Source organism: Pseudomonas sp. PvP009, from assembly GCF_017832995.1.
Classification (GTDB): domain Bacteria; phylum Pseudomonadota; class Gammaproteobacteria; order Pseudomonadales; family Pseudomonadaceae; genus Aquipseudomonas; species Aquipseudomonas syringae.
Genome location: NZ_JAFIBG010000001.1, coordinates 349,953 through 374,592, shown reverse-complemented (window position 1 = coordinate 374,592; position 24,640 = coordinate 349,953). Strand labels below are relative to the sequence as shown.

At 59.7% G+C, this 24,640-nt stretch carries 22 protein-coding genes; 16 read left to right on the top strand and 6 right to left on the bottom strand.

Annotated features, from left to right (window positions below; translation table 11 throughout):
- The first annotated feature begins 46 nt into the window (after positions 1-46).
- Both JOE29_RS01560 and JOE29_RS01555 read left to right on the top strand, forming a co-directional pair.
- Positions 47-400 (top strand): type II toxin-antitoxin system RelE/ParE family toxin, encoded by a 354-nt coding sequence (locus JOE29_RS01560; RefSeq protein ID WP_024649925.1) that lies wholly within the window; start codon positions 47-49, stop codon positions 398-400.
- A complete protein-coding gene (locus JOE29_RS01555; RefSeq protein ID WP_003393594.1) occupies positions 400-702 on the top strand; it encodes an XRE family transcriptional regulator in 303 nt (100 codons plus the stop codon). The genes JOE29_RS01560 and JOE29_RS01555 overlap by 1 nt, the downstream gene beginning before the upstream one ends.
- 19 nt (positions 703-721) lie before the next feature.
- Here the strand turns inward: JOE29_RS01555 and JOE29_RS01550 are convergent, their stop codons facing one another.
- Entirely contained in the window at positions 722-1,240 is a 519-nt protein-coding gene (locus tag JOE29_RS01550; protein WP_003393595.1) for an ACT domain-containing protein, read from the bottom strand.
- 323 nt (positions 1,241-1,563) lie between these two features.
- On the opposite strand from JOE29_RS01550, the gene JOE29_RS01545 reads away from it, so the two are divergent.
- The gene (locus tag JOE29_RS01545; protein WP_024663840.1) at positions 1,564-3,741 is read left to right on the top strand and encodes a malate synthase G; all 2,178 of its coding nucleotides are present in this window, start codon (positions 1,564-1,566) and stop codon (positions 3,739-3,741) included.
- Between the two features lie 58 nt (positions 3,742-3,799).
- Here the strand turns inward: JOE29_RS01545 and JOE29_RS01540 are convergent, their stop codons facing one another.
- Positions 3,800-4,246 carry a response regulator gene (locus JOE29_RS01540; RefSeq protein WP_003316174.1) on the bottom strand — a complete coding sequence of 149 codons (447 nt, stop codon included), beginning with the start codon at positions 4,244-4,246 and terminating at the stop codon, positions 3,800-3,802.
- Positions 4,247-4,476: 230 nt separating this feature from the next.
- On the opposite strand from JOE29_RS01540, the gene JOE29_RS01535 reads away from it, so the two are divergent.
- Positions 4,477-6,411 (top strand): DUF294 nucleotidyltransferase-like domain-containing protein, encoded by a 1,935-nt coding sequence (locus tag JOE29_RS01535; RefSeq protein ID WP_210079993.1) that lies wholly within the window; start codon positions 4,477-4,479, stop codon positions 6,409-6,411.
- The gene (locus JOE29_RS01530; protein ID WP_024961459.1) at positions 6,408-7,121 is read left to right on the top strand and encodes a 3'-5' exonuclease; all 714 of its coding nucleotides are present in this window, start codon (positions 6,408-6,410) and stop codon (positions 7,119-7,121) included. The genes JOE29_RS01535 and JOE29_RS01530 overlap by 4 nt, the downstream gene beginning before the upstream one ends.
- 25 nt (positions 7,122-7,146) lie before the next feature.
- Here the strand turns inward: JOE29_RS01530 and JOE29_RS01525 are convergent, their stop codons facing one another.
- Both JOE29_RS01525 and JOE29_RS01520 read right to left on the bottom strand, forming a co-directional pair.
- Positions 7,147-7,449 carry a cell division protein ZapA gene (locus JOE29_RS01525; protein ID WP_003316170.1) on the bottom strand — a complete coding sequence of 101 codons (303 nt, stop codon included), beginning with the start codon at positions 7,447-7,449 and terminating at the stop codon, positions 7,147-7,149.
- Positions 7,446-7,679 (bottom strand): hypothetical protein, encoded by a 234-nt coding sequence (locus JOE29_RS01520; protein ID WP_003316169.1) that lies wholly within the window; start codon positions 7,677-7,679, stop codon positions 7,446-7,448. Before JOE29_RS01520 ends, JOE29_RS01525 begins: the two co-directional genes overlap by 4 nt.
- A 411-nt stretch (positions 7,680-8,090) precedes the next feature.
- On the opposite strand from JOE29_RS01520, the gene JOE29_RS01515 reads away from it, so the two are divergent.
- Complete coding sequence (locus JOE29_RS01515) at positions 8,091-9,716, top strand: methyl-accepting chemotaxis protein (protein ID WP_057407259.1); 1,626 nt, start codon at positions 8,091-8,093, stop codon at positions 9,714-9,716.
- Positions 9,717-9,952: 236 nt separating this feature from the next.
- Here JOE29_RS01515 and JOE29_RS01510 read toward each other — a convergent pair whose 3' ends face one another.
- Together JOE29_RS01510 and JOE29_RS01505 are read right to left on the bottom strand one after the other, a co-directional pair.
- Positions 9,953-10,411 (bottom strand): transposase, encoded by a 459-nt coding sequence (locus JOE29_RS01510; protein ID WP_074955641.1) that lies wholly within the window; start codon positions 10,409-10,411, stop codon positions 9,953-9,955.
- Positions 10,412-10,535: 124 nt separating this feature from the next.
- Positions 10,536-11,639: a GlxA family transcriptional regulator gene (locus JOE29_RS01505; RefSeq protein WP_003402189.1), complete on the bottom strand. Its 1,104-nt coding sequence runs from the start codon at positions 11,637-11,639 to the stop codon at positions 10,536-10,538.
- Between the two features lie 782 nt (positions 11,640-12,421).
- Here JOE29_RS01505 and JOE29_RS01500 point away from each other — a divergent pair.
- From JOE29_RS01500 to fdhA, 10 genes are all read left to right on the top strand, one after another.
- Complete coding sequence (locus tag JOE29_RS01500; protein ID WP_003393608.1) at positions 12,422-13,369, top strand: choline ABC transporter substrate-binding protein; 948 nt, start codon at positions 12,422-12,424, stop codon at positions 13,367-13,369.
- 64 nt (positions 13,370-13,433) lie between these two features.
- The gene (choW, locus tag JOE29_RS01495; RefSeq protein WP_170855970.1) at positions 13,434-14,282 is read left to right on the top strand and encodes a choline ABC transporter permease subunit; all 849 of its coding nucleotides are present in this window, start codon (positions 13,434-13,436) and stop codon (positions 14,280-14,282) included.
- Positions 14,279-15,457 carry a choline ABC transporter ATP-binding protein gene (choV, locus tag JOE29_RS01490; protein ID WP_003316164.1) on the top strand — a complete coding sequence of 393 codons (1,179 nt, stop codon included), beginning with the start codon at positions 14,279-14,281 and terminating at the stop codon, positions 15,455-15,457. The genes choW and choV overlap by 4 nt, the downstream gene beginning before the upstream one ends.
- 260 nt (positions 15,458-15,717) lie before the next feature.
- Positions 15,718-16,971 (top strand): serine hydroxymethyltransferase, encoded by a 1,254-nt coding sequence (gene glyA / locus JOE29_RS01485; RefSeq protein ID WP_058446255.1) that lies wholly within the window; start codon positions 15,718-15,720, stop codon positions 16,969-16,971.
- A 17-nt stretch (positions 16,972-16,988) separates the two neighbouring features.
- On the top strand, positions 16,989-18,239 hold the full coding sequence (locus JOE29_RS01480) for a sarcosine oxidase subunit beta family protein (RefSeq protein ID WP_003316161.1): 1,251 nt from the start codon (positions 16,989-16,991) through the stop codon (positions 18,237-18,239).
- Positions 18,240-18,254: 15 nt separating this feature from the next.
- Positions 18,255-18,551 (top strand): sarcosine oxidase subunit delta, encoded by a 297-nt coding sequence (locus tag JOE29_RS01475; protein ID WP_003316160.1) that lies wholly within the window; start codon positions 18,255-18,257, stop codon positions 18,549-18,551.
- Entirely contained in the window at positions 18,548-21,568 is a 3,021-nt protein-coding gene (locus tag JOE29_RS01470; RefSeq protein ID WP_024665605.1) for a sarcosine oxidase subunit alpha, read from the top strand. The genes JOE29_RS01475 and JOE29_RS01470 overlap by 4 nt, the downstream gene beginning before the upstream one ends.
- 50 nt (positions 21,569-21,618) lie before the next feature.
- Positions 21,619-22,251: a sarcosine oxidase subunit gamma family protein gene (gene soxG / locus JOE29_RS01465; protein ID WP_003411878.1), complete on the top strand. Its 633-nt coding sequence runs from the start codon at positions 21,619-21,621 to the stop codon at positions 22,249-22,251.
- Between the two features lie 197 nt (positions 22,252-22,448).
- Positions 22,449-23,306 carry a formyltetrahydrofolate deformylase gene (purU, locus tag JOE29_RS01460; protein WP_003316158.1) on the top strand — a complete coding sequence of 286 codons (858 nt, stop codon included), beginning with the start codon at positions 22,449-22,451 and terminating at the stop codon, positions 23,304-23,306.
- 111 nt (positions 23,307-23,417) lie between these two features.
- Positions 23,418-24,617 (top strand): formaldehyde dehydrogenase, glutathione-independent, encoded by a 1,200-nt coding sequence (fdhA, locus tag JOE29_RS01455; RefSeq protein ID WP_003393616.1) that lies wholly within the window; start codon positions 23,418-23,420, stop codon positions 24,615-24,617.
- Positions 24,618-24,640: the final 23 nt, after the last annotated feature.

Genomic DNA, 24,640 nt, shown 5'->3' with positions numbered 1-24,640 from the left:
CCTTTCCAAGCATTGAATTATGCACATTTTTTGGTACACTCCAGATATGAGTAATCTCCCACCCACTTTGACCGTCAAGTTTTTCCGGACCGAAACAGGCAATGAACCTGTACGTGAATGGCTGATCGATCTGCCACGCGATGATCGTAAGGCAGTCGGCACTGACATCAAGACGGTCCAGTTCGGATGGCCAATAGGTATGCCTGTGGTCCGTAAAATGGAGCCAGACCTTTGGGAAGTCAGAATTGATTTGAAGGAAAAGATTGCACGAGTACTGTTTACCGTCGAAGCCCGCACAATGGTTTTGCTTCATGGCTTCATCAAAAAAAGTGAAAAAACTCCCGCGTCCGATCTGGAAACTGCCAGACAGCGCAAGGCAGCACTGAAGAGGAAAAGGTAATGAACGAGCACATTGGCTCCGACTTCGATGACTTCCTTGCCGAGCAAGGTTTTGCCGAGGAGGTTTCTGCCGCAGCTCTGAAGAGAGTCATCTCTTGGCAGATCGCCGAAGTCATGAAACAGCAAAAAGTGACCAAGAAGGCCCTTGCCGAGCGTATGCACACAAGCCGGACGGCAGTGGACAGGGCTCTGGATCAAAACGATCCAGGAATGACTCTTGCGACGCTGGCCAGCGCAGCAAGAGCGCTGGGGCAACGTGTAGAAGTCAGGCTGGTACCAGAGCGAGAAGCAGTCCACAACTGAATAAAACCAGTCGTCGGGCTTACTCCTTGGCTCCCAGCACCAACTCCACCATCAAATCATCCGCCAGGGTCTCAAGCGCCATCTGCAGGTCATCCAGTGACAAGTCCTGAGGGACGCCCAGCACTGCTTTGGCCTGGAACAGCAGTTCGCTGCTCATGGGCGCGGGGGACACGTCGGTGATCAGGTGTTCGACGTTGACGCCCTGCCCGGCCAGCAGGCGGGTGATGTCGCGCACGATGCCGGGGCGGTCGTTGCCGACCAGTTCCATGCTGATCAGGCGGGTGGTATCGGACGTCTCGACCACGCTCTCGGCCAGCAACATGCGGATGCCATGGGCTGACAGGCCGTTCAGCGCCTTGATCAGGTCGTCATACTTTTCGGCCTCGACACCTACCTTGAGGATCCCGGCAAATTGCCCGGCCATACGCGACATGCGGCTTTCCAGCCAGTTGCCCCCATGCTCGGCAATGCACCGCGCGATGCGTTCGACCTGGCCCGGTTTATCGGGGGCAACCAGCGTTACGACGAGATGATCCACGGTCAATTCCTCTTTCTGCACAGATGGTTTGGAGACAGCGTCGGTCATACCAGTATAGGCATGCCCTGGGGGCAGCTCGCTCACGGTAAATCGTGTACCGTTTGCCACGCTTTATGGAACAATCCTGAATGCTTTTGGGAACACGCTGAATAATCATCGTGACCCGATATGAATATCCAGTCGTTTAGTGACATATTCAGCGACGTTTTCACGCGACGACGGCTCATGTAGTATCCCGAATCGCGCACTACATGACACCCGGATCAATAACAGAGCGCTCCCCGAGTGTGCTCGACCCTGCTGAGCAGAGTGAGGCAAGTGCAATGACTGAGTACGTTCAAGTCGGTGACCTGCAAGTCGCCAGAGTCCTGTTCGACTTCGTGCAGAACGAAGCCACCCCCGGAACCGGCGTCGACGCCACTGCGTTCTGGGCCGGTGCAGACAAACTGATCCATGACCTTGCGCCGAAGAACAAGGCACTGCTCGCCAAACGTGATGAGTTACAGGCGAAAATCGACGCCTGGCACCAGTCGCATGCAGGGCAGGCTCACGACGCCTCGGCCTACAAAGCCTTCCTTCAAGAGATTGGCTACCTGCTGCCAGAAGCAGCGGACTTCCAGATCACCACGCAAAACGTCGATGAAGAAATTGCCACCATGGCGGGTCCACAACTGGTCGTGCCGGTGATGAACGCCCGGTTTGCGCTCAATGCGTCAAACGCCCGCTGGGGTTCGCTGTATGACGCGCTCTACGGCACCGACGCCATCAGCGAAGCAGGTGGCGCGGAAAAGGGTAAAGGCTACAACAAGGTGCGTGGCGACAAGGTGATCGCGTTCGCTCGCGCCTTTCTCGATCAGGCAGCGCCCCTGTCAGCAGGTTCACATGCCGACTCGACGGCTTATAAGCTGATCGACGGCAAACTGGTCGTCAGTCTCAAGGGTGGCAGCAATACCGGCCTGCACGATGACGCCCAACTTGTGGGTTTTCAAGGCGATGCCCTGGCGCCGTTTGCCTTGCTGCTCAAGCACAACGGTCTGCACTTCGAACTGCAGATCGACGCCGCCAGCCCGGTCGGTCAGACCGATCCGGCGGGCGTGAAAGACATCCTCATGGAAGCTGCACTGACCACCATCATGGACTGCGAAGACTCCATCGCCGCTGTGGATGCCGACGACAAAGTGGTTGTCTACCGCAACTGGCTGGGCCTGATGAAGGGCGATCTTGCCGAGTCGGTGTCCAAGGGCGGAGAAACCTTCAACCGCACCATGAACCCGGACCGCGTCTACACCACGCCAGAGGGCGGCGAAGTCACGCTGCACGGTCGCTCGCTGTTGTTCATTCGCAACGTGGGCCACTTGATGACCATCGATGCGATTCTCGACAAACACGGCAACGAAGTGCCGGAAGGCATTCTCGATGGGCTGCTGACCAGCCTCGCCGCCATCCACAACCTCAACGGCAACACCTCGCGCAGCAACAGCCGCAGCGGCTCGATGTACATCGTCAAACCGAAGATGCACGGCCCGGAGGAAGCGGCATTCACCAACGAACTGTTCGAGCGTATAGAGCAGGTGCTGGGCTTGCCGCGTAACACCTTGAAGGTCGGGATCATGGACGAGGAGCGCCGCACTACGGTCAACCTCAAAGCCTGCATTCAGGCCGCCAGCGAGCGCGTGGTGTTCATCAACACCGGTTTCCTCGACCGCACCGGTGACGAAATCCATACCTCCATGGAAGCGGGTCCGGTGGTGCGCAAGGCCCAGATGAAAGCCGAGAAGTGGATCGCTGCCTACGAGAACTCCAATGTCGACATCGGCCTGAAATGCGGCCTGCAAGGTCGCGCACAGATCGGCAAAGGCATGTGGGCCATGCCGGACCTGATGGCGGCGATGCTGGAGCAGAAAATCGCTCATCCACTGGCTGGCGCCAACACCGCCTGGGTCCCCTCACCTACGGCCGCTGCGCTGCACGCCCTGCATTATCACAAGGTCGACGTGTTCGCCCGGCAGGCCGAACTGGCGCAACGCGAGCAAGCCTCGGTGGATGACATTCTGACCATTCCGCTGGCACCGAACACTGACTGGACCCCGGAAGAAATCCAGAACGAACTGGACAACAACGCACAAGGCATTCTTGGTTATGTCGTGCGCTGGATCGATCAGGGCGTGGGGTGTTCGAAAGTACCGGACATCAACGACATCGGCCTGATGGAAGACCGCGCCACGCTGCGCATCTCCAGCCAGCATATGGCCAACTGGCTGCGTCATGGTGTCGTCAGCGAAGCTCAGGTTCTGGAAAGCCTCAAGCGCATGGCCCCGGTGGTGGATCGCCAGAACGCCAACGACCCGCTGTATCACCCGCTGGCACCCGACTTCGACAACAACATCGCCTTCCAGGCGGCGGTCGAACTGGTGATCGAAGGCACGCGACAGCCTAATGGCTATACCGAGCCGGTACTGCATCGTCGCCGTCGGGAGTTCAAGGCCATCAACGGCCTGTAACGCGTCGCACACCTTCCTTGCAGGTTCTGGTCCTCGCCGGGCCAGAACCTGCAACGGCTCAACTTATCCCCAACTCCCGCTTGACCAGCTTCACCAACTGCCTGGTATTGAGCGGTTTGAGAAGGAAGTCCACCACGTTCAGGTGCATGGCATCGATGGCATCGCGCACGTTCGCGTCGCCGGAAACAATGATGATCGGCAGTTCGGCGCGGTCCGACTCACGAACCTTGCGAATCAGATCCAGCCCGTCAAAAGGAGCCATCCGCAGGTCGGTGATCAGCAGTCCGATGGACTGACGCGAGTGGATCATCTGCAGCGCAGTATCGCCACCGGGCGCGGTCATGCAGCTGATGTCATTGAGGCTCAGAATTTCGGCCAGCAGTTCGCGCGCGTCGCTGTCGTCATCGACGATCAGGACCCGTTGCGGGGCGCTGCGGTCGGGCGTGAGCATGACCTCATGGAGGGCATCGCGCTCATCGTCGCTCAGAATATCGTGGTCAATCATTGCAGTCTCATCATTCCCTGAACTAATCCGACAGCAGATACGGGTCAATCTGCGATGCATTTCGTCGGCATCCTGGCCAGTCTTCGCTCGCAATCCATTGCGCTCGTCAAATCAGTTATGCCGCAAGCAACACGGCGGTGTCACGGGTTAAAGGTAAGACTTACGTCCAATGGGCACCTGGCTGCAAGCGGCCGACCATGAGCACCAATAACAAGAACGCGGAACAGGCCATGAGCAAGGCAGATGCTTTCACCCAGGCAGGCAAGACAGCCGTGCTGCAGAACATACACGGCACCATGCAGTTTCTGCAAAAATTCCCGCCGTTCAATCAGATGGAAAACGCTCATCTGGCGTATCTGGTCGAGCAGTGTCAGCTGCGCTTCTACGCTGCAGGTGAAAGCATCATCAAGCCTGGCGACGGGCCGGTGGAGCACTTTTACATCGTCAAGCAGGGTCGCATCGTCGGCGAGCGTCCGCATTCTGCCAAAGGCGGTACGGAAACGACATTTGAAATAACCACAGGCGAGTGTTTTCCGCTCGCCGCCCTGCTCGGCGAGCGCGCCACGCGCACCGAGCATCTGGCTGCCGAGGACACCTTCTGCCTACAGCTGAACAAGCAGGCGTTCATCAAGCTGTTCGCGCTTTCCACAACCTTTCGCGACTTTGCCCTGCGCGGTGTCAGCAGCTTGCTGGACCAAGTCAATCAACAGGTCCAGCAGCGCGCTGTCGAAACCCTCGGCACGCAGTACTCTTTGAACACCCGGCTGGGTGAACTTGCCATGCGCCATCCGGTGATGTGCAGCCCGGAAACGCCCATGCGCGACGCCGTGCGGCTGATGCACGAGCAGCAAGTAGGCAGCATCGTGATTGTCGACGAGCGCCAGTCGCCGCTGGGGATCTTTACCCTGCGCGACCTGCGTGAGGCGGTTGCCGATGTGAATGCCGACTTCAGCGCGCCGGTCAGGCACACCATGAGCCTGTCGCCTTTCCACCTGAGCCCGGACGCCAGTGCCTTCGACGCCGCCATCGCCATGACCGGTCGGCACATAGCCCACGTGTGCCTGGTCCGCGACGGGCGATTGTGCGGCGTGGTGTCGGAGCGGGATCTGTTTTCCCTGCAACGGGTCGACCTGGTGCACCTTGCGCGGACCATCCGCAACGCGCCACGTATTGAAGCGCTCGCCGGCTTGCGGGGCGATATCGTCCAGTTGGTCGATCGCATGCTCGCCCACGGCGCGTCTTCAACCCAGATAACCCAGATCATCACCCTGCTCAACGACCACACCGTATGCCGGGTGATCGAGCTGACGCTTGCAGAGAAAGGCGACCCTGGCATTGCCTTCAGCTGGCTGTGCTTTGGCAGCGAAGGCCGTCGCGAGCAGACGCTGCATACCGATCAGGACAACGGCATTCTGTTCGAAGCGCGTGATGCAGCCGAGGCAGAGCAGATTCGCAACGTACTGCTGCCGATTGCCGAACGCATCAATCAGAACCTCGCGCAGTGCGGTTTTACCCTGTGCAAGGGCAACATCATGGCCGGCAACCCCGAACTGTGCCTGTCCCGACTCGAATGGTCGCAGCGCTTCTCGACGTTTATTCGCGAGGCGACGCCGGAGAACCTGCTGGCCTCGAGTATCTATTTCGATCTGCGCGTGGTCTGGGGTGATGAAAGCAGCGGCGAGCAGCTACGCCGCAGCATTCTCGATCAGGTCGCAGATAACCGGCTTTTCCAGCGCATGATGGCTGACAACGCATTGCGCCAGCGTCCGCCAGTGGGTCGCTTCAAGGATTTCGTACTGGCCCGCAAAGGCAGTGAAAAGGACACGCTGGACCTCAAGCTCGAAGGCCTGACGCCCTTCGTCGACGGTGCGCGCCTGCTGGCGCTGGCCAACGGTATCGGCGTGAGCAACACGCAGGAACGCTTGCGCCAGCTGGTCGAGCGCGAAGTCATCGACCCGCTTGACGGTGCCGCGTATGAAGAGGCTTATCACTTCATTCAGCAGACTCGCATGCAGCAGCACCAACTGCAGAGCCGCCAGAATCTGGCGTATTCCAACCGCATCGACCCGGACACACTCAACCATCTGGACCGGCGCATTCTGCGCGAATCGTTTCGCCAGGCGCAGCGATTGCAAACCAGCCTGACCCTGCGTTATCAACTATGAACCTGTTCGAATGGCTCAAACCACGGCCGAAAAAGACACCCTTGCACGCGCATCAACTGGATCGCCTGGAGCGGCTGCCGGTGTGCGCGAACCTCAGCGACAGGTCCCTGCGTGAACAGCGCTGGGTCGTGCTCGACCTGGAAACCAGCGGCCTGAATATGAACCGTGATCAGGTGCTGTCCATTGGTGCGGTAGTGATTGAAGACGGCGCCATCGATCTGGGCCAGCAGTTCGAGCGCACGCTATTGCGCGTCGACCACAAGATCAGTCCGGCCGTCCTGATTCATGGGCTGGCGCCTAGCGCGATTGCCGCTGGCAGTGAGCCGGTCGAAGCCTTGCTGGACTTCATGGAGTTCGTCGGTGACAGCCCGATTCTCGGCTTTCATGCGCCATTCGATCAGCACATGCTGTCACGCGCCTTGAAGGAAAGCCTGGGCTATCGCTTGCAGCATGCGTTTTTCGACGTCGCCGAAATAGCCCCGATGCTGTGCGAACACGCCAACCTGCGTCATGCCGGGCTGGATGACTGGACCCGTTTCTTTGGTCTGCATGCCGAAGAGCGTCATCATGCCAGCGCCGATGCACTGGTCACCGCAGAACTGGCGCTGATTCTGTTCAGCCACGCCCGTCGTCAGCAGATCGACAGCCCCTTGCGGCTGGAGGAAGCACTCGGGCAATGGCGCAGGCGCAGACAGTCGCATTCGTTCTGACTGCGACTGCGTCAGCGCATCACGTTCAGTTCGGGGCGATGGTCTTGGCGATCACATCCACCGTCGCTTCGACCTGCTCCCGGTAGCGCTTGAGCTCGACCTTGTGCAGTTGCTCAAGCTCGATCTGCTGCGAACAAAGGTTCAGCGCAGCAAGGACCAGCAGACGGTCACCGATCAACGTCGGGTATTTGCGCTTGGTGTCGGCCAGCGATGCATTGAGCATCGCAGCGGCCTTCATGAGCGTCAGGTCTTCGCCAGCCGGCGCCTTGACCGAGTACTCATTGCCCAGAATGGTGAGAACGGTTACACCGCTGCCATCGACGTTCATGCGCCGACAGCACTTGCGCTGGTCGCGCGATCAACCAGTGCCTGGATGCGCGCGGCAGTGCTGCCATGCTTCTCTTCCTGCTCCATCAGACTCAGTTGCAAGTTCTCGTTCTCGTCCTTGGCTTTTGCCAGCTCGGCACCGAGCTGTGCATTTGTTTCCTGAAGGGCCTGGTTCTGCTGCACCAGATCGCCGACAAGTTGTTCCAATTGGCTAAGGGAGGCTTCCAACATTTTGATTTCTCGAGCAAATTTCAACGGGCGCGTACGATAAAGAAAAGTCGTTGCGCATACCAGCGCTCACCGCTCCGTCATCACATCGACACATCGATAACGTAGACGCGTAGGGGGCTTGTGACTCCTTATTCGGTATCCGGTTCCTGCTGTTCGTCAGACCGTCTGAAACTGCGACAAATGCGCGCAGGCAATGGGCAGACTGCCATCGCGGAAAAAGTCTCCGCCCCCTCTTTTCAAGGGCTTGCGTCTGATCCGGGAGAGAAATGAAGAAATCGTCACGATTAAGGCACACACAATATGTGCCTATCGGCTCAAGACTTTAGTCGCACGTCCGATAGGCACCCCACTCACGGCTTTATCCCCGTCTCTAAATCGCATGGAACGCGTCAATGACCCTGGAAGCTTTCTATGTCCCTGCGAAATATGAATATCGCGCCCCGAGCGTTTCTTGGATTTGCCATGATCGGCACCCTCATGCTGATTCTGGGCGTCTTTGCACTGTCACAGATGAGCAAGATCCGCAGCGCCACCGAGGTGCTGGCCGACAGCAATGTGCCCAGCATCAAGAGCCTCGATCGCTTCGCTGAAGTCAGTATTCGTCTGCGGGTGCTGTCCTACCGATTGCTGGTCAACCGCGATCCGGAAACCCAGCAGAAAACCATCGAACTCATGGCGATGCGCAACAAGCAGATCACTGACGCTCAGGCCGTTTACGAGAAGCTGATCAGTGGCCCCGACGAGCGCGACCTCTATAGCCAGTACGTGCAGCTGCTGGGCCAGTATCGCCAGCTTGAAGAGCGTCTGAAGACGCTGACCCGCGCTAACAACATCGACGAATTACAAGGCTTGCTCAACAACGAAATGGTCAACAACTCCGACCAGATGAACGTTGTGCTGCGCAAGCTGGTGGATATCAATACGGCGCAGTTGAATGCGGTCAAAGAACAGGCCTCCATCGAGTATGACTCGGCATTCAACATGGTGATCGGACTGCTGATCGCCGCCACACTGCTGACGATCGTGTTTGCCTGGATGCTGATCAAGAGCATTACCACACCGATCGCCACCGCACTGCTTGCCGCAGAGACCATTGCGCAAGGCAACCTGACCAAGCCGATCAGTATCGACGGCAGCGATGAAGCCGGTCGTCTGCTGCTGGCCATGAAAACCATGCAGGACAAGCTGCGCGATACCTTGCAGGGTATTTCCGGCTCGGCCACGCAACTGGCCTCGGCAGCCGAGGAACTGAACGCCGTCACTGACGAAAGCGCACGCGGGCTGGTGCAGCAGAACGATGAAATAGAACAGGCTGCCACTGCGGTCAACCAGATGACCAGCGCCGTGGAAGAAGTGGCGCGCAACGCCACCAGCACCTCGCAAGCCTCGCGCAGCGCGGCGACCTCTGCAGGCGATGGCCGCGACCTGGTTCAGGAAACCGTCAGCGCCATCGAGCGCATGAGTGGCGACGTGCAAGGCACTGCCGAGCTGATCATCAGCCTGGCCAATGAGTCGCGTGACATCGGCAAGGTGCTCGACGTGATTCGCGGCCTGGCCGACCAGACCAACCTGCTGGCATTGAATGCCGCCATCGAAGCCGCACGTGCCGGTGAAGCTGGACGTGGTTTTGCCGTCGTCGCCGACGAAGTGCGTGCCCTGGCACACCGCACCCAGCAATCGACCAGCGAAATCGAACGCATGATCAGCAGCATTCAGACCGGCACGGAACAGGCCGTCAGCTCGATGCGCAACAGCACTGAACGCGCCGAATCGACCCTGAACATCGCCAAGGGCGCGGGCCAGGCACTGAACACCATCAACAGCGCGGTCGAAGAGATCAACGAACGTAACATGGTCATCGCCAGCGCCGCCGAAGAACAGGCACAGGTCGCCCGCGAAGTGGACCGCAACCTGGTCAACATCCGCGACCTGTCGGCACAATCCACCAACGGCGCCAACCAGACCAGCGCAGCCAGCACCGAGCTGTCACGCCTGGCAATCGACCTCAATGGCATGGTGGCGCGCTTCGCGCTTTGATGCTTGAAAACGGGCGTTTTATTTCCGGAAGCTATGTTGTGTGAAAGCCAGTCTTCGCGAACAAGTTCGCTCCTACGCCCTTCGGGCAGAAGCAGACCGTGAGCCCTCAGCTTCTGGCCGCAGGAGCGAACTTGTTCGCGAAAAACGCTCACGCCCTGCGGCAGAAGCAAACCGTGATCCCCAGCTTCTGGCCGCAGGCCGTAGGAGCGAACTTGTTCGCGAAAGCTGCCCGTGCCTCAAACCCAGATAGCATCCCACAGCGGGTAATCCCCAAGCTTTTTAACCAAGCCCGCACGTAAAGGATTGGCCACGATATAACGGGCTATCGGCGCAATATCCTTTTCGTCGCGGATTGCTCTGTCGTGGTACCCGGATTGCCACAAAGCGTGAGGACGGACACACCGTTTTCCAACTGCAATCGAGCTTCGAGCCTTTAATTGTTTCATCAAGCTGGGCAAATCACCGGCCTTGAGTTCAAAAAGCCAGTGGAGATGGTCAGGCATGACTACCCATGCCATAGACTTGACCAGCCCCTGCTCTTCGCAACGCTTCATTTCTCGTACGAGCAGCCGTCCCAGCTGCATTTCGGCGAACACAGGTACACGGCCCTTCGTCACTGAAGTGACCATGTAAATCTCACCGACTGCCGAGTATCTGCCTTTGCGCAGGTGTCGTGTCGTTGCGCAATCAGGCATTCCATCGCCCTCCAGAATCGGTTCAACTTTGAACCTTAGCGTCTGTAGGGCGATGAGCAGAGCGAATGTTTTACAGCCTGTGAGAGATGCTTTCTCGTCGTGGGCATTTGCAAACCGGACTTTTTTAAAGCCTCACACTCGCAAACGTCGACTCATTACGCGCCTGACTCAGTGCCGACATCGGCCCGGACAACGGGGCGAGCACCAGGGCCTGCGGGATTGGCATCATCGCGACCTGCTGTGCGGTGTTGGACCCTACGCGCTCGTCACGTGGCGGGATGCCGAAGTATTCGCGGTAGCATTTGGAGAAGTGCGGTGTCGACACGAAGCCGCACACCGATGCCACTTCGATGATCGACATCGGTGTCTGCTTGAGCAGCTGTCGGGCGCGAATCAGGCGCAGTTTCAGGTAGTAGCGCGAAGGCGAACAGTGCAGGTATTTCTGGAACAACCGCTCCAGCTGCCTGCGCGAAACGGCGACATACACAGCCAGTTCGTCAAGATCGATCGGCTCTTCAAGATTGGCTTCCATCAGCGCCACGATTTCCTGCAGCTTCGGCTGATTGGTGCCCAGCATGTGCTTAAGCGGCACGCGTTGATGGTCCTGTTCGTTGCGAATGCGCTCGTAGACGAACATCTCGGAAATGGCTGCCGACAACTCGCGCCCATGATCACGACTGATCAGGTGCAGCATCATGTCCAGCGGTGCGGTGCCGCCCGAGCTGGTGAAACGATTGCGGTCCAGCGTAAACAGCCGGGTGCTCATCGACACGCGCGGAAAGGCTTCCTGCATCGAGGCCAGACATTCCCAATGCACGCTGCACTCGAAACCATCCAGCAAACCCGCACACGCCAGCGCCCAACTGCCGGTGCACACGGCGCCCAGACGACGCGACTGACGCGCCTGGCCCTGTAGCCAGCTGACATGTTCACGCGTGACGGAGCGTTGAATACCGACACCGCCGCAGACGATGACAGTATCGAGCAAAGGAGCCTTGTGCATCGCCGCATCCGGCGTGATCTGCAGACCATCGCTGGCCCAGACCTGGCCGCCGTCGACACTCAGCGTGGTCCAGCGATACAACTCGCGGCCCGACAGCTGGTTGGCCATGCGAAGGGGTTCTACCGCCGATGCGAGGGAGATCAGGGTGAAGTTATCCAGCAGCAGAAAGCCGATGGACTGTGGCGCGCGATTCTGGGGTTGAGTCCCTTGATTGAACGATGTCATCACACTATCTCCTCTCATATGGCATACGGTTGGCCCCAGTACAGGCTCTTGTTGTAGCCCTCGTCACTGAAGGCGCTGTGATGACATCGCAAATCCCATGCCGGAATTTGATCGCTCATTCAAGAACACCCGAAAGCGACGTCGCGAAGCGTCTAACCGGCTGCGACCCACTTACCTGTTTGCGACAGCGAGGCCGCGGATCGCGCAGCTCGATGAGCAGTTCGGTAGCACTTGACGGAAACGACCAAAGGGTCTTGTCACGCCGAGTGCTACTCAAGGCACACCTCGAGGAAACGCTGCGCAGGGTAGACGCTCGCGCTAAAAAGTGGCGGCCTGCAGGGCGCGTGATCGAAAAGCGCGCAGCCACCAAAAATGACACCTGACATGGCGTGACCACTGCCGGATCCGACCCGATAATGAACTTGTCGGCGTTACTCCCCTCCAAAACACCGCGTTCGCGCAGGCACCGACCTGCCAACCGACCGCTGCCGACCTGCGCAGCGACTGTGTAACGTACTGGCCGTTTTTTCGCAGTTCCGACACTGCAACCGGGCGTGCGTACGATGCAACGAATCTGTAAGCGACCTTGCGCGCACTGGATACGACGCCTCCTGCACTGGATACGACGCCCCCTGTAGGCGTTTGATTTTCCCTGTTACATGATCGGTTCCGACTCGATCGCCCGGCGCAGTGATGGAGCTTCGCGAAAAGCCTCGCCAACCCATAAGCCGCGTCAGCGTTCACCTGCTGATGACTAAAAGAAACTCACAGGAGTCCACCCCATGAAAGGTTCCAAATCGTTGCTGTTGGCCGCTACGCTCTGTATGCCGGTGCTAGCCCAGGCAGCCGAGCCAGAGGCCTGTCATACGGTCAACTTCTCCGATGTCGGCTGGACTGACATTACCGTCACCACTGCGGTAACCAGCGCCGTACTCGAGTCACTGGGTTACAAGACCAAAACCACCATGATTTCCGTACCGGTGACCTACAAGTCGCTGGCCGACGGCAAGAACATGGACGTGTTCCTCGGCAACTGGATGCCGACCATGGAAAACGACATCAAGCCCTATCGCGAAGCAGGGACCGTCGAAACCGTGCGTGCCAATCTGGAGAACGCCAAGTACACCCTCGCGGTGCCGGAAGCGCTTTACGACAAAGGTCTGCATGACTTCGCCGACATCACCAAATTCAAGAAGGAACTGGGCGGCAAGATCTACGGCATCGAGCCTGGCAATGACGGCAATCGCCTGATCCAGAGCATGATCGACAAGAACGCCTTCGGCCTCAAAGACGCAGGTTTCAAGGTCGTGGAATCCAGTGAAGCCGCAATGCTGTCGCAGGTCGACCGCGCCGTGAAACGCAAAAACGATGTGGTGTTCCTCGGTTGGGAACCGCACCCGATGAACACCCGTTTCAAGATGAAATATCTGACTGGCGGCGATGACTTCTTCGGCCCCAACTATGGCCAGGCGACGATCTACACCAACACCCGCAAAGGCTACAGTCAGGAGTGCAGCAACGTAGGTCAGCTGCTCAAGAATCTGTCCTTCACGCTGAACATGGAAAGCACCCTGATGGGTAACGTGCTGGACGACAAAATGAAGCCTGATGCCGCCGCCAAGGCGTGGATCAAGAAAAACCCTCAAGTACTCGACACCTGGCTCGCAGGCGTGACCACCGTCGATGGCAAGCCAGGCCTGGAGGCCGCCAAAGCCAAGTTGACCCAGTAAGCCGACAGCAGGCGGGGCTGACCCGCCTGCTGCCCTCTTCACCTTCCGCAAGCGGACACCCGAAATCATGCTGACTGACCATAAAATCCCTCTGGGCGAGTACATCGCCGCATTTGTCGATTGGTTGACGGCCAACGGCGCCGATTACTTCGACGCAATAGCCTCGACACTGGAAATGATGATCCACGGGTTCACTTTCGCGCTGACCTGGTTCAATCCATTCGTACTGATCGGCCTTATCGCAGCCCTCGCGCACTTCATCCAGCGCAAGTGGGGCCTGACGGTTTTCGTCATCCTTTCGTTTCTGCTGATCCTCAACCTGCATTACTGGCAGGAAACCATGGAAACCCTGGCGCAGGTGCTCTTCGCCACGCTGGTGTGTGTCGTCATCGGCGTGCCGCTGGGCATCATTGCCGCGCACAAGCCGCTGTTCTACACCATCATCCGACCGATACTCGACCTGATGCAGACCGTGCCTACTTTCGTCTACCTGATTCCGACGCTCACGCTGTTTGGTCTGGGCGTGGTACCCGGCCTGATCTCGACGGTGGTTTTCGCCATTGCCGCGCCGATTCGCCTGACCTACCTGGGTATTCGCGATGTGCCTCAGGAGTTGCTGGATGCCGGCAAGGCCTTCGGCTCGTCACGTCGCCAGTTGCTGACGCGCATTGAACTGCCCTACGCGATGCCCAGCATTGCAGCCGGGATTACCCAGTGCATCATGCTGTCGCTGTCGATGGTGGTCATCGCGGCCCTGGTCGGCGCCGACGGCCTGGGCAAACCAGTGGTCAACGCGCTGAACACGGCCGACATCGCGCTCGGTTTCGAAGCCGGTCTGGCAATCGTATTGCTGGCCATCATGCTCGACCGCATCTGCAAACAACCCGAAGCCAAGGTAGGGTCCGACGCATGAGTATCATCAAATTCGACAAGGTAGACGTCATCTTCTCCAAGGACCCGCGTGAAGCCCTCAAGCTGCTCGACGAAGGCCTCACGCGTGACCAGATCCTCAAGAAAACCGGACAGATCGTCGGCGTCGAGAACGCCAGTCTGGACATCGAAAAAGGCGAAATCTGCGTCCTGATGGGCCTGTCGGGCTCCGGCAAATCCAGCCTGTTGCGCTGTATCAACGGCCTCAACACCGTCAGCCGTGGCTCACTGTTCGTCGAGCATGAAGGCTCGCAGATCAACATCGCCAACTGCAGCGCAGCCGAACTGAAAATGATGCGCACCAAGCGCATTGCCATGGTCTTCCAGAAGTTCGCCCTGATGCCCTGGCTGACGGTGCGCGAGAACATCAGCTTCGGCCTGGAGATGCAGGGTCGCCCCGAAAAGGAACGGCGCAAGCTGGTGGATGAAAAGCTCGAGCTGGTGGGCCTGACCCAATGGCGCAACAAGAAGCCCGACGAACTGTCTGGCGGCATGCAGCAACGAGTGGGCCTGGCGCGGGCACTGGCGATGGATGCCGACATCCTGCTGATGGACGAACCGTTCTCGGCGCTCGACCCCCTGATCCGCCAGGGGTTGCAGGACGAACTGCTCGCCCTGCAAAGCAAGCTGAGCAAGACCATTGTGTTCGTCAGCCACGATCTGGATGAAGCACTGAAGCTCGGCAGCCGGATCGCTATCATGAAAGACGGCCGTATCGTGCAATACAGCGTGCCGGAGCAGATCGTGCTCAATCCGGCAGATGAATACGTGCGTACCTTCGTTGCACACACCAACCCGCTCAACGTGCTGTGCGGGCGCAGTCTGATGCGCACCGTCGACGAGTGCACCCACGTCAACGGTTCGGTGTGCCTGGACCCGAGCGGCGACTCATGGCTCGATCTGGCCGACGGCAACGTAATCAAAGGCGCGCGGCAAGGTGCCACGGCCCTTGATCTGCAGAACTGGACCCCCGGCCAGGACGTCGCCACTCTGGATCGACGCCCTACACTTGTGCATTCCAACATCGGCATGCGCGACGCGCTGCAGATCCGCTACCAGACCGGTAACAAACTGGTCCTGCAGGAAGGCAATAAAGTGGTCGGCATTCTGGGTGATACCGAGCTGTATCACGCGTTGTTGGGCAAAAACCACGGCTGACAAGGCCTGTAACCGACAAGCCCGCTCCACCGCGCTGGACTCATCCAGCCGGGAGCGGGCTTTTTTTCGTCCACAGCCTTGTCCCCCGGGTAACTCCCCTGCCGCTATTTCTGCTCCCTCAGCCCCCATGTCGTAAACGCACCTTTGTGTGGCGTCCATAGGCATTTGGCGTCTTCGGTGCGGCCCTACCATCGCTCTCAGAGGGCTCTGTTCCGCCCGAACGACAAGTCAGGCGCCGCGCCGCCGCTGGGAGATCCGCGATGTTCAGCAAGCAAGACCAGATCCAGGGTTATGACGATGCACTGCTGTCGGCGATGAACGCCGAGGAGCAGCGTCAGGAAGACCATATCGAGCTGATCGCCTCGGAGAACTACACCAGCAAACGCGTGATGCAGGCGCAGGGCAGCGGTCTGACCAACAAGTACGCAGAGGGCTATCCCGGCAAGCGTTACTACGGCGGTTGCGAGCACGTCGACAAGGTCGAGCAGCTGGCCATCGAGCGCGCCAGACAGCTGTTTGGTGCCGACTACGCCAACGTTCAGCCACACTCCGGCAGTCAGGCCAATGCAGCGGTCTATCTGGCGCTGCTCCAGGCCGGCGATACCGTGTTGGGCATGAGCCTGGCGCACGGCGGCCACCTGACCCACGGTGCCAAGGTCAGCTTCTCGGGCAAGCTCTATAACGCCGTGCAGTACGGCATCGACACCGCGACCGGGCTGATCGATTACGACGAAGTCGAGCGCATTGCCGTCGAATGCCAGCCGAAAATGATCATTGCCGGGTTTTCGGCCTATTCCAAGACCCTCGACTTCCCGCGCTTCCGTGAAATCGCCGACAAGGTAGGCGCTTACCTCTTCGTCGACATGGCGCACGTCGCCGGTCTGGTTGCCGCCGGGCTTTACCCGAATCCGCTGCCCTACGCAGACGTAGTCACCACCACGACCCACAAGACCCTGCGCGGTCCACGCGGCGGCCTGATCCTGGCCAAGGCCAACGAAGAGCTGGAGAAGAAATTCAATTCCGCCGTCTTCCCTGGTGGTCAGGGCGGCCCGTTGATGCACGTCATCGCCGCCAAGGCCGTGTGTTTCAAAGAAGCCATGGAGCCCGCCTTCAAGGTCTATCAACAGCAGGTCATCGACAACGCGCAAGCGATGGCGCAGGTGTTCATCGATCGGGGCTTCGACGTGGTCTCCGGCGGCACCGACAACCATCTGTTTCTGGTCAGCCTGATCCGTCAGGGTCTGACCGGCAAGGACGCCGACGCAGCGCTCGGGCGTGCGCACATTACCGTCAACAAGAACTCGGTGCCCAACGACCCGCAGTCGCCGTTCGTGACGTCCGGCCTGCGCATCGGTACACCGGCTGTTACCACCCGCGGCTTCAAGGTGACCCAGTGCGTCGAGCTGGCAGGCTGGATCTGCGACATCCTCGACAACCTCGGTGATGCCGATGTCGAGGCCGACGTCGCCCGCCAGGTCGCCGCCCTGTGCGCCGATTTTCCGGTTTATCGCTGAGTCAGGAGTAGCCTCACATGCAGCATTACTCAGGCTTCGGCCTTCTCAAGCATTCCCTCAGCCACCATGAAAACTGGCAGCGCATGTGGCGCACGCCGACCCCGAAAAAGGTCTATGACGTGGTCATCGTCGGCGGCGGCGGGCACGGTCTGGCCACGGCCTATTATCTGGCCAAGGAGCATGGCATCACCAATGTGGCCGTGGTCGAGAAAGGCTGGCTGGGCGGCGGCAACACTGCGCGCAACACCACCATCGTGCGCTCCAACTACCTGTGGGACGAGTCGGCCCACCTCTATGAACACGCGATGAAACTGTGGGAAGGCCTGTCCCAGGACCTGAACTACAACGTCATGTTCTCCCAGCGCGGCGTTTACAACCTGTGCCACACCCTGCAGGACATGCGCGACTCCGAGCGCCGCGTCAGCGCCAACCGGCTTAACGGCGTGGACGGTGAATTGCTCAACGGCCAGCAGGTCGCCGAGGAAATCCCGTACCTGGACTGCTCGAAAAACACCCGTTACCCGATCATCGGCGCAACGGTCCAACGCCGTGGCGGCGTCGCCCGCCACGATGCGGTGGCCTGGGGCTTCGCCCGCGCGGCCGACGCGCTAGGCGTCGACCTGATTCAGCAGACCGAAGTCATCGGCTTTCGCAAGGAAAACGGCGTGTGCATCGGTGTTGAAACCAACAAGGGTTTCATCGGTGCAAAACGTGTCGGTGTGGTAACCGCCGGTAATTCCGGGCACATGGCCAAGCTGGCAGGCTTCCGTCTGCCTATCGAATCACACCCGTTGCAGGCACTGGTTTCCGAGCCGATCAAGCCGATTATCGACAGCGTCATCATGTCCAACGCGGTACACGGCTACATCAGCCAGTCCGACAAGGGCGACCTGGTGATCGGTGCCGGTATCGACAGTTGGGTCGGTTATGGCCAGCGCGGCTCGTACCCGGTGATCGAACACACCGTCCAGGCCATCGTCGAGATGTTCCCGGTGCTGTCCCGCGTGCGCATGAACCGTCAATGGGGCGGTATCGTCGACACCACGCCGGACGCCTGCCCGATCATTTCCAAGACCCCGGTGCCGAACATGTTCTTCAACTGCGGCTGGGGCACAGGCGGCTTCAAGGCCACGCCGGGCTCGGGCAACGTATTTGCCGCCAGTCTGGCCAAGGGCGAGATGCATCCGCTGGCCAAGCCGTTCTCCATCGACCGTTTCCACAACGGTGCACTCATCGACGAACACGGCGCTGCAGCCGTAGCCCACTAACAGGAGAACCCGACCATGCTGCATATCTTCTGTCCTCACTGTGGCGAACTGCGCTCCGAAGAGGAATTCCACCCGTCCGGTCAGGCGCACATCCCGCGCCCGCTGGACCCCGGTGCCTGCACCGATGAGCAATGGGGCGACTACATGTTCTTTCGCGATAACCCGCGCGGCCTGCATCACGAACTGTGGATACACGCCGCCGGTTGCCGCCAGTACTTCAACATGACGCGCAATACCGTGACCTACGAGATTCTCGAGACCTATCCGATCGGTACCAGGCCGCAGTTCACGGATCAGGGAGACAAGGTATGAGCCAGACCCATCGCCTGCCCAACGGCGGCCGTATCAATCGCAGCAAGGTGCTCAACTTTACCTTCAACGGCCAGACCTACCAGGGCTTTGAAGGTGACTCGCTGGCCTCTGCCCTGCTCGCCAACGGCGTCGATATCATCGGCCGCAGCTTCAAATACTCCCGCCCGCGCGGCATCTTCGCAGCGGGTTCGGAAGAGCCCAATGCCGTGCTGCAGATCGGCGCGACCGAAGCGACGCAGATCCCCAACGTGCGTGCCACGCAACAGGCGCTCTATGCCGGACTGGTGGCGACCAGCACCAACGGCTGGCCGAGCGTGAATACCGATGTCATGGGCATTCTGGGCAAGGTCGGCGGCAAGCTGATGCCGCCGGGTTTCTACTACAAAACCTTCATGTACCCGCAATCGTTCTGGATGACTTACGAGAAGTACATCCGCAAGGCTGCAGGCCTCGGTCGCTCGCCGACCGAGAACGACCCGGACAGCTACGATGCGATGAACCAGCACTGCGACGTGTTGATCGTCGGTGCGGGCCCGGCCGGTCTGGCCGCTGCCCTGGCAGCAGGTCGCAGCGGTGCCCGAGTGATCATTGCCGATGAACAGGAAGAGTTCGGCGGCAGCCTGCTCGACAGCCGTGAAAGCCTCGACGGCAAACCCGCCACTGAATGGGTGTCGACGGTCGTCGCCGAGCTGAAAAGCCTGCGCAACGTCACCCTGCTGCCACGTGCCACGGTCAATGGCTACCACGATCACAATTTCCTGACCATCCACGAGCGCCTCACCGACCACCTGGGTGATCGCGCGCCGATCGGCATGGTCCGCCAGCGCATGCACCGGGTACGTGCCAAACGTGTGGTGCTGGCCGCGGGTACTCACGAGCGTCCGCTGGTCTACGGCAACAACGATGTTCCCGGCAACATGCTGGCCGGTGCGGTATCGACTTACGTCCGTCGTTATGGCGTGGCGCCCGGCAAGAAACTGGTGCTTTCCACCAACAACGATCACGCTTATCGCGTCGCTCTGGACTGGCTCGACGCCAGCCTGCACGTGGTCGCGATTGCGGATGCACGGCATAACCCGCGCGGTCCGCTGGTTGAAGAAGCGCGGGCCAAAGGCATCCGCATTCTGACCGGCAGCGCGGTCATCGAGGCCCGCGGCAGCAAGCGCGTGACGGCTGCCCGCGTTGCCGCCATCGACCTCAAGACGCACAGCGTGACCAGCCCAGGCGAATGGCTTGAATGCGACGTGGTTGCCAGCTCCGGCGGCTACAGCCCGATCGTGCATCTGGCCTCGCACTTGGGCGGCAAGCCGGTCTGGCGCGAGGACATCCTCGGCTTCGTACCGGGCGAAGCACCACAGAAACGTATCTGCGTAGGCGGAGTCAACGGCGTCTACAGCCTGGCTGACAGCCTGGCCGATGGCTTCGAAGGCGGCGTGCGCGCTGCCAGTGAAGCGGGCTTCAAGGTGGTCGAAGGCGTGATGCCCAAAGCCCTCAGCCGTGCTGAGGAACCGACGCTGGCGCTGTTTCAGGTGCCGCACGAAAAAGGCACCGCACGGGCGCCCAAGCAGTTCGTGGACTTCCAGAACGACGTCACCGCCGCCGCCATCGAACTGGCAACCCGCGAGGGTTTCGAGTCGGTCGAGCACGTCAAGCGCTACACCGCGTTGGGTTTCGGCACCGATCAGGGCAAGCTGGGCAACGTCAACGGTCTGGCCATCGCCGCCCGTTCACTGAACGTGACGATCCCGGAAATGGGCACCACCATGTTCCGCCCCAACTACACGCCGGTGACCTTCGGCGCGATAGCCGGGCGTCATTGCAAACACATCTTCGAACCCGTGCGGTTCACCGCGCTGCACGCCTGGCATGTCAAAAACGGCGCCGAGTTCGAGGACGTCGGCCAATGGAAACGGCCGTGGTACTTCCCGAAAAACGGCGAAGACCTGCCCGCAGCCGTCGCTCGCGAATGCAAGGCGGTGCGCGACAGCGTTGGCCTGCTGGACGCTTCGACGCTGGGCAAGATCGATATTCAAGGCCCGGATGCACGCGAGTTCCTCAACCGCATCTACACCAACGCCTGGACCAAACTGGACGTCGGCAAGGCCCGCTATGGCCTGATGTGCAAGGAAGACGGCATGGTCTTCGATGACGGGGTCACTGCCTGTCTCGCTGACAACCACTTCCTGATGACCACCACCACGGGCGGCGCAGCGCGTGTCCTGCAATGGCTGGAAATCTATCAACAGACCGAATGGCCGGACCTGAAAGTGTATTTCACCTCAGTGACCGATCACTGGGCGACCCTGACACTGTCCGGCCCCAACAGCCGCAAGCTGCTCAGCGAAGTCACCGATATCGATCTGGGCCGTGAAGCCTTCCCGTTCATGACCTGGAAGGAAGGTCTGGTCGCCGGTGTGCCGGCCCGGGTATTCCGTATCTCGTTTACCGGCGAGCTGTCCTACGAGGTCAACATTCAGGCCGACTACGCCATGGGCGTTCTGGAAAAGATCGCCGAGGCAGGCAAGCAGTACAACCTGACGCCTTACGGCACCGAGACCATGCACGTGCTGCGCGCAGAGAAGGGTTTCATCATCGTCGGTCAGGACACTGACGGCTCGATGACGCCCGACGATCTGAACATGGGCTGGTGTGTGGGCCGTACCAAACCGTTCTCCTGGATCGGCTGGCGCGGCATGAATCGCGAAGACTGTGTCCGCGAACAGCGCAAGCAACTGGTCGGCCTAAAGCCGGTGGACCCTGCCAAATGGCTGCCGGAAGGTGCGCAACTGGTCTTCGATACCAAACAGACGATTCCGATGAGCATGGTCGGCCACGTGACCTCCAGTTACGCGCACAACTCGCTGGGCTATTCGTTCGCGATGGGCGTGGTCAAAGGCGGCCTGGCGCGTATGGGCGAGCGAGTCTTCGCACCCTTGGCCGATGGCAGCGTGATCGAAGCCGAGATCGTTTCTTCGGTGTTCTTCGATCCGAAGGGCGAGCGGCAGAACATCGAGTAGCACGCGATGAGTCGATCATCCGCAGCACACAGAATTCAAGCAGGTGAATCATGAGCACAGCCAACGTTTACCAGCAGCGCCCGACCACCGACGTCAAAGCCGAGTCGCCGCTGTTCCATGCAAACCTCGACAGTCTGATTGGCAAGGGGCGCGCCAGCCCGGGGGTTTTCCTGCGCGAGAAAAAGCTGCTGGGGCACCTGACGATTCGTGGCAATGCCCACGATCCGGCCTTCGCCGCTGGCGTCCACAAGGCGCTGGGCATGGAGCTGCCCGCCGCGCTGATGCTGGTCATCAACGGCGAAAGCTCACTGCAATGGCTCGGCCCGGATGAATGGCTGCTGATCGTGCCGAGCGGCGAAGAGTTCGCGGCAGAACAAAAGCTGCGTGAAGAACTGAGCGGGCAGCACATCGCGATCGTCAATGTCAGCGGCGGGCAGTCAATCCTTGAACTGAGCGGGCCGAAGGTACGCCAGGTACTGATGAAGTCCACCAGCTACGACGTGCACCCGGACAACTTCCCGGTGGGCAAGGCAGTCGGCACTGTGTTCGCCAAGTCGCAACTGGTGATCCGCCGGACCGGTGAAGAAACCTGGGAGCTGCTGGTCCGCCGCAGCTTCTCGGATTACTGGTGGCTGTGGCTGCAGGATGCGAGTGCCGAGTACGGGCTGAGTATTCAGGCGTGAAGCGCCGTGGACCTACCTCAGCGTCAGTCTTAATGAGGGCTCCTGCTGGAGCATTGGCACGATAGCCGACACGGTGATTATCGTCCCCACGCTCCGCGTGGGAATGCAGTTCCGGACGCTCTGCGTCCTGCTTGAGCATGCTGGCTGACACTGTCAGTCAGATTTGCGGATAACGAATACTCTGGAGCATTCATTTAATGAGCCGCGCGCCCGACACATGGATTTTGACCGCCGACTGCCCCAGCATGCTGGGCACGGTAGACGCAGTGACGCGCTTTCTGTTCGAGCAGGGTTGCTACGTCACAGAACACCACTCCTTCGATGACCGCCTCTCGGGACGCTTCTTCATCCGTGTGGAATTTCGTCAGCCCGAGGCTTTCGACGAACAGGGATTCAGGGCCGGGCTGAGTGAGCGCGGCGAAACGTTCGGCATGATCTTCGAACTCACGGCGCCCAACTACCGGCCAAAAGTCGTGATCATGGTCTCGAAAGCCGATCACTGCCTCAATGACCTGCTCTATCGCCAGCGTATCAATCAGCTGTCCATGGACGTGGTCGCGGTGGTGTCCAATCACCCTGATCTTGAGCCACTGGCTGGCTGGCACGGCATTACGTACTATCATTTCCCACTGGACCCGAACGACAAGCCCGCGCAGGAAGCCAAAGTCTGGCAGGTCATCGAAGAGTCTGGTGCAGAACTGGTGATTCTTGCCCGCTACATGCAGGTCCTGTCTCCGGACCTGTGTCGCAAGCTGGACGGCAAGGCGATCAATATCCACCACTCGTTACTGCCCGGTTTCAAAGGCGCCAAGCCTTACCATCAGGCTTACAACAAGGGGGTGAAACTGGTCGGTGCCACGGCGCATTACATCAACAACGATCTGGACGAAGGTCCGATCATTGCCCAGGGCGTGGAAGTGGTCGATCACAGCCACTATCCCGAAGACCTGATCGCCAAGGGTCGAGACATCGAAGGACTGACACTGGCCCGCGCGGTGGGTTATCACATCGAACGGCGGGTGTTCCTCAACGCCAACAGGACGGTGGTTTTGTAGGCGCAAGCTGCAAGCTGCTGCAAGCGATCCGTATTTCTCGCCGCTTGAAGCTTGCAACTGTTCTTCTCTGCTCTAAATCTGCTTCATCACAATAAAAGCGAGGTGACATGTATGTCTGGTAATCGCGGTGTAGTGTATCTCGGCGCTGGCAAGGTCGAAGTGCAATCAATTCCTTTCCCGAAAATGGAAGATCCACGCGGCAAGCGCATCGAACACGGCGTGATTCTGCGCGTGGTCTCCACCAACATCTGCGGCTCCGACCAGCACATGGTACGCGGCCGCACCACGGCGCAAACCGGGCTGGTGCTCGGTCATGAAATCACTGGCGAGGTGCTGGAAGCCGGTCGTGACGTGGAACATCTGAAAGTCGGTGATCTGGTTTCTGTGCCATTCAACGTGGCGTGCGGTCGCTGCCGCAGTTGCAAGGAACAGAACACCGGCGTCTGCCTGACGGTCAATCCGGCGCGTCCCGGTGGTGCCTATGGTTATGTCGACATGGGTGACTGGGTTGGCGGCCAGGCTGAATACGTGCTGGTGCCTTACGCGGACTTCAACCTGCTCAAACTCCCGGACCGCGACGCGGCGATGGAGAAAATTCGCGACCTGACCTGCCTGTCCGACATCCTGCCCACCGGCTACCACGGCGCAGTGACTGCCGGGGTTGGCCCTGGCAGCACGGTTTATGTTGCAGGCGCCGGCCCGGTCGGCCTGGCTGCGGCGGCGTCAGCGCGCTTGCTGGGCGCTGCTGTGGTGATCGTCGGCGACGTGAACCCGACGCGTCTGGTTCACGCCAAGGCCCAGGGCTTCGAAATTGCCGACCTTTCCCAGGACACTCCCTTGCACGAACAGATCGCTGCCTTGCTCGGCGAGCCTGAAGTGGATTGCGCCATCGACGCCGTAGGCTTCGAAGCACGCGGTCACGGTCATGCTGGCGCTCAGGCCGAAGCACCCGCCACCGTTCTCAATTCGTTGATGGGCGTAGTACGCGTCGCAGGCAAGATCGGCATCCCCGGCCTGTACGTCACCGAAGACCCTGGAGCCGTGGACGCCGCCGCAAAAATGGGCAGCCTTAGCATCCGCTTCGGTCTGGGCTGGGCCAAATCCCACAGCTTCCACACCGGCCAGACCCCGGTCATGAAATACAACCGCCAGCTGATGCAGGCGATCATGTGGGACCGCATCAAGATCGCCGACATAGTGGGTGTCGAGGTGATCAGTCTGGATGATGCCCCGCGGGGGTATGGCGAGTTCGATTCGGGCGTGCCGAAGAAGTTTGTGATTGATCCGCATGGGTTGTTTAGCAGGGCGTAGATCCATCTTCGATCTTTTAAAGC

Coding starts and splice junctions, on each gene's coding strand:
- JOE29_RS01560 (WP_024649925.1), top strand. CDS start 47: ATGAGTAATCTCCCACCCACTTTGACCGTCAAGTTTTTCCGGACCGAA.
- JOE29_RS01555 (WP_003393594.1), top strand. CDS start 400: ATGAACGAGCACATTGGCTCCGACTTCGATGACTTCCTTGCCGAGCAA.
- JOE29_RS01545 (WP_024663840.1), top strand. CDS start 1,564: ATGACTGAGTACGTTCAAGTCGGTGACCTGCAAGTCGCCAGAGTCCTG.
- JOE29_RS01540 (WP_003316174.1), bottom strand. CDS start 4,246: ATGATTGACCACGATATTCTGAGCGACGATGAGCGCGATGCCCTCCAT.
- JOE29_RS01535 (WP_210079993.1), top strand. CDS start 4,477: ATGAGCAAGGCAGATGCTTTCACCCAGGCAGGCAAGACAGCCGTGCTG.
- JOE29_RS01530 (WP_024961459.1), top strand. CDS start 6,408: ATGAACCTGTTCGAATGGCTCAAACCACGGCCGAAAAAGACACCCTTG.
- JOE29_RS01525 (WP_003316170.1), bottom strand. CDS start 7,449: ATGAACGTCGATGGCAGCGGTGTAACCGTTCTCACCATTCTGGGCAAT.
- JOE29_RS01520 (WP_003316169.1), bottom strand. CDS start 7,679: ATGTTGGAAGCCTCCCTTAGCCAATTGGAACAACTTGTCGGCGATCTG.
- JOE29_RS01515 (WP_057407259.1), top strand. CDS start 8,091: ATGTCCCTGCGAAATATGAATATCGCGCCCCGAGCGTTTCTTGGATTT.
- JOE29_RS01510 (WP_074955641.1), bottom strand. CDS start 10,411: ATGCCTGATTGCGCAACGACACGACACCTGCGCAAAGGCAGATACTCG.
- JOE29_RS01505 (WP_003402189.1), bottom strand. CDS start 11,639: ATGACATCGTTCAATCAAGGGACTCAACCCCAGAATCGCGCGCCACAG.
- JOE29_RS01500 (WP_003393608.1), top strand. CDS start 12,422: ATGAAAGGTTCCAAATCGTTGCTGTTGGCCGCTACGCTCTGTATGCCG.
- choV (WP_003316164.1), top strand. CDS start 14,279: ATGAGTATCATCAAATTCGACAAGGTAGACGTCATCTTCTCCAAGGAC.
- glyA (WP_058446255.1), top strand. CDS start 15,718: ATGTTCAGCAAGCAAGACCAGATCCAGGGTTATGACGATGCACTGCTG.
- JOE29_RS01480 (WP_003316161.1), top strand. CDS start 16,989: ATGCAGCATTACTCAGGCTTCGGCCTTCTCAAGCATTCCCTCAGCCAC.
- JOE29_RS01475 (WP_003316160.1), top strand. CDS start 18,255: ATGCTGCATATCTTCTGTCCTCACTGTGGCGAACTGCGCTCCGAAGAG.
- JOE29_RS01470 (WP_024665605.1), top strand. CDS start 18,548: ATGAGCCAGACCCATCGCCTGCCCAACGGCGGCCGTATCAATCGCAGC.
- soxG (WP_003411878.1), top strand. CDS start 21,619: ATGAGCACAGCCAACGTTTACCAGCAGCGCCCGACCACCGACGTCAAA.
- purU (WP_003316158.1), top strand. CDS start 22,449: ATGAGCCGCGCGCCCGACACATGGATTTTGACCGCCGACTGCCCCAGC.
- fdhA (WP_003393616.1), top strand. CDS start 23,418: ATGTCTGGTAATCGCGGTGTAGTGTATCTCGGCGCTGGCAAGGTCGAA.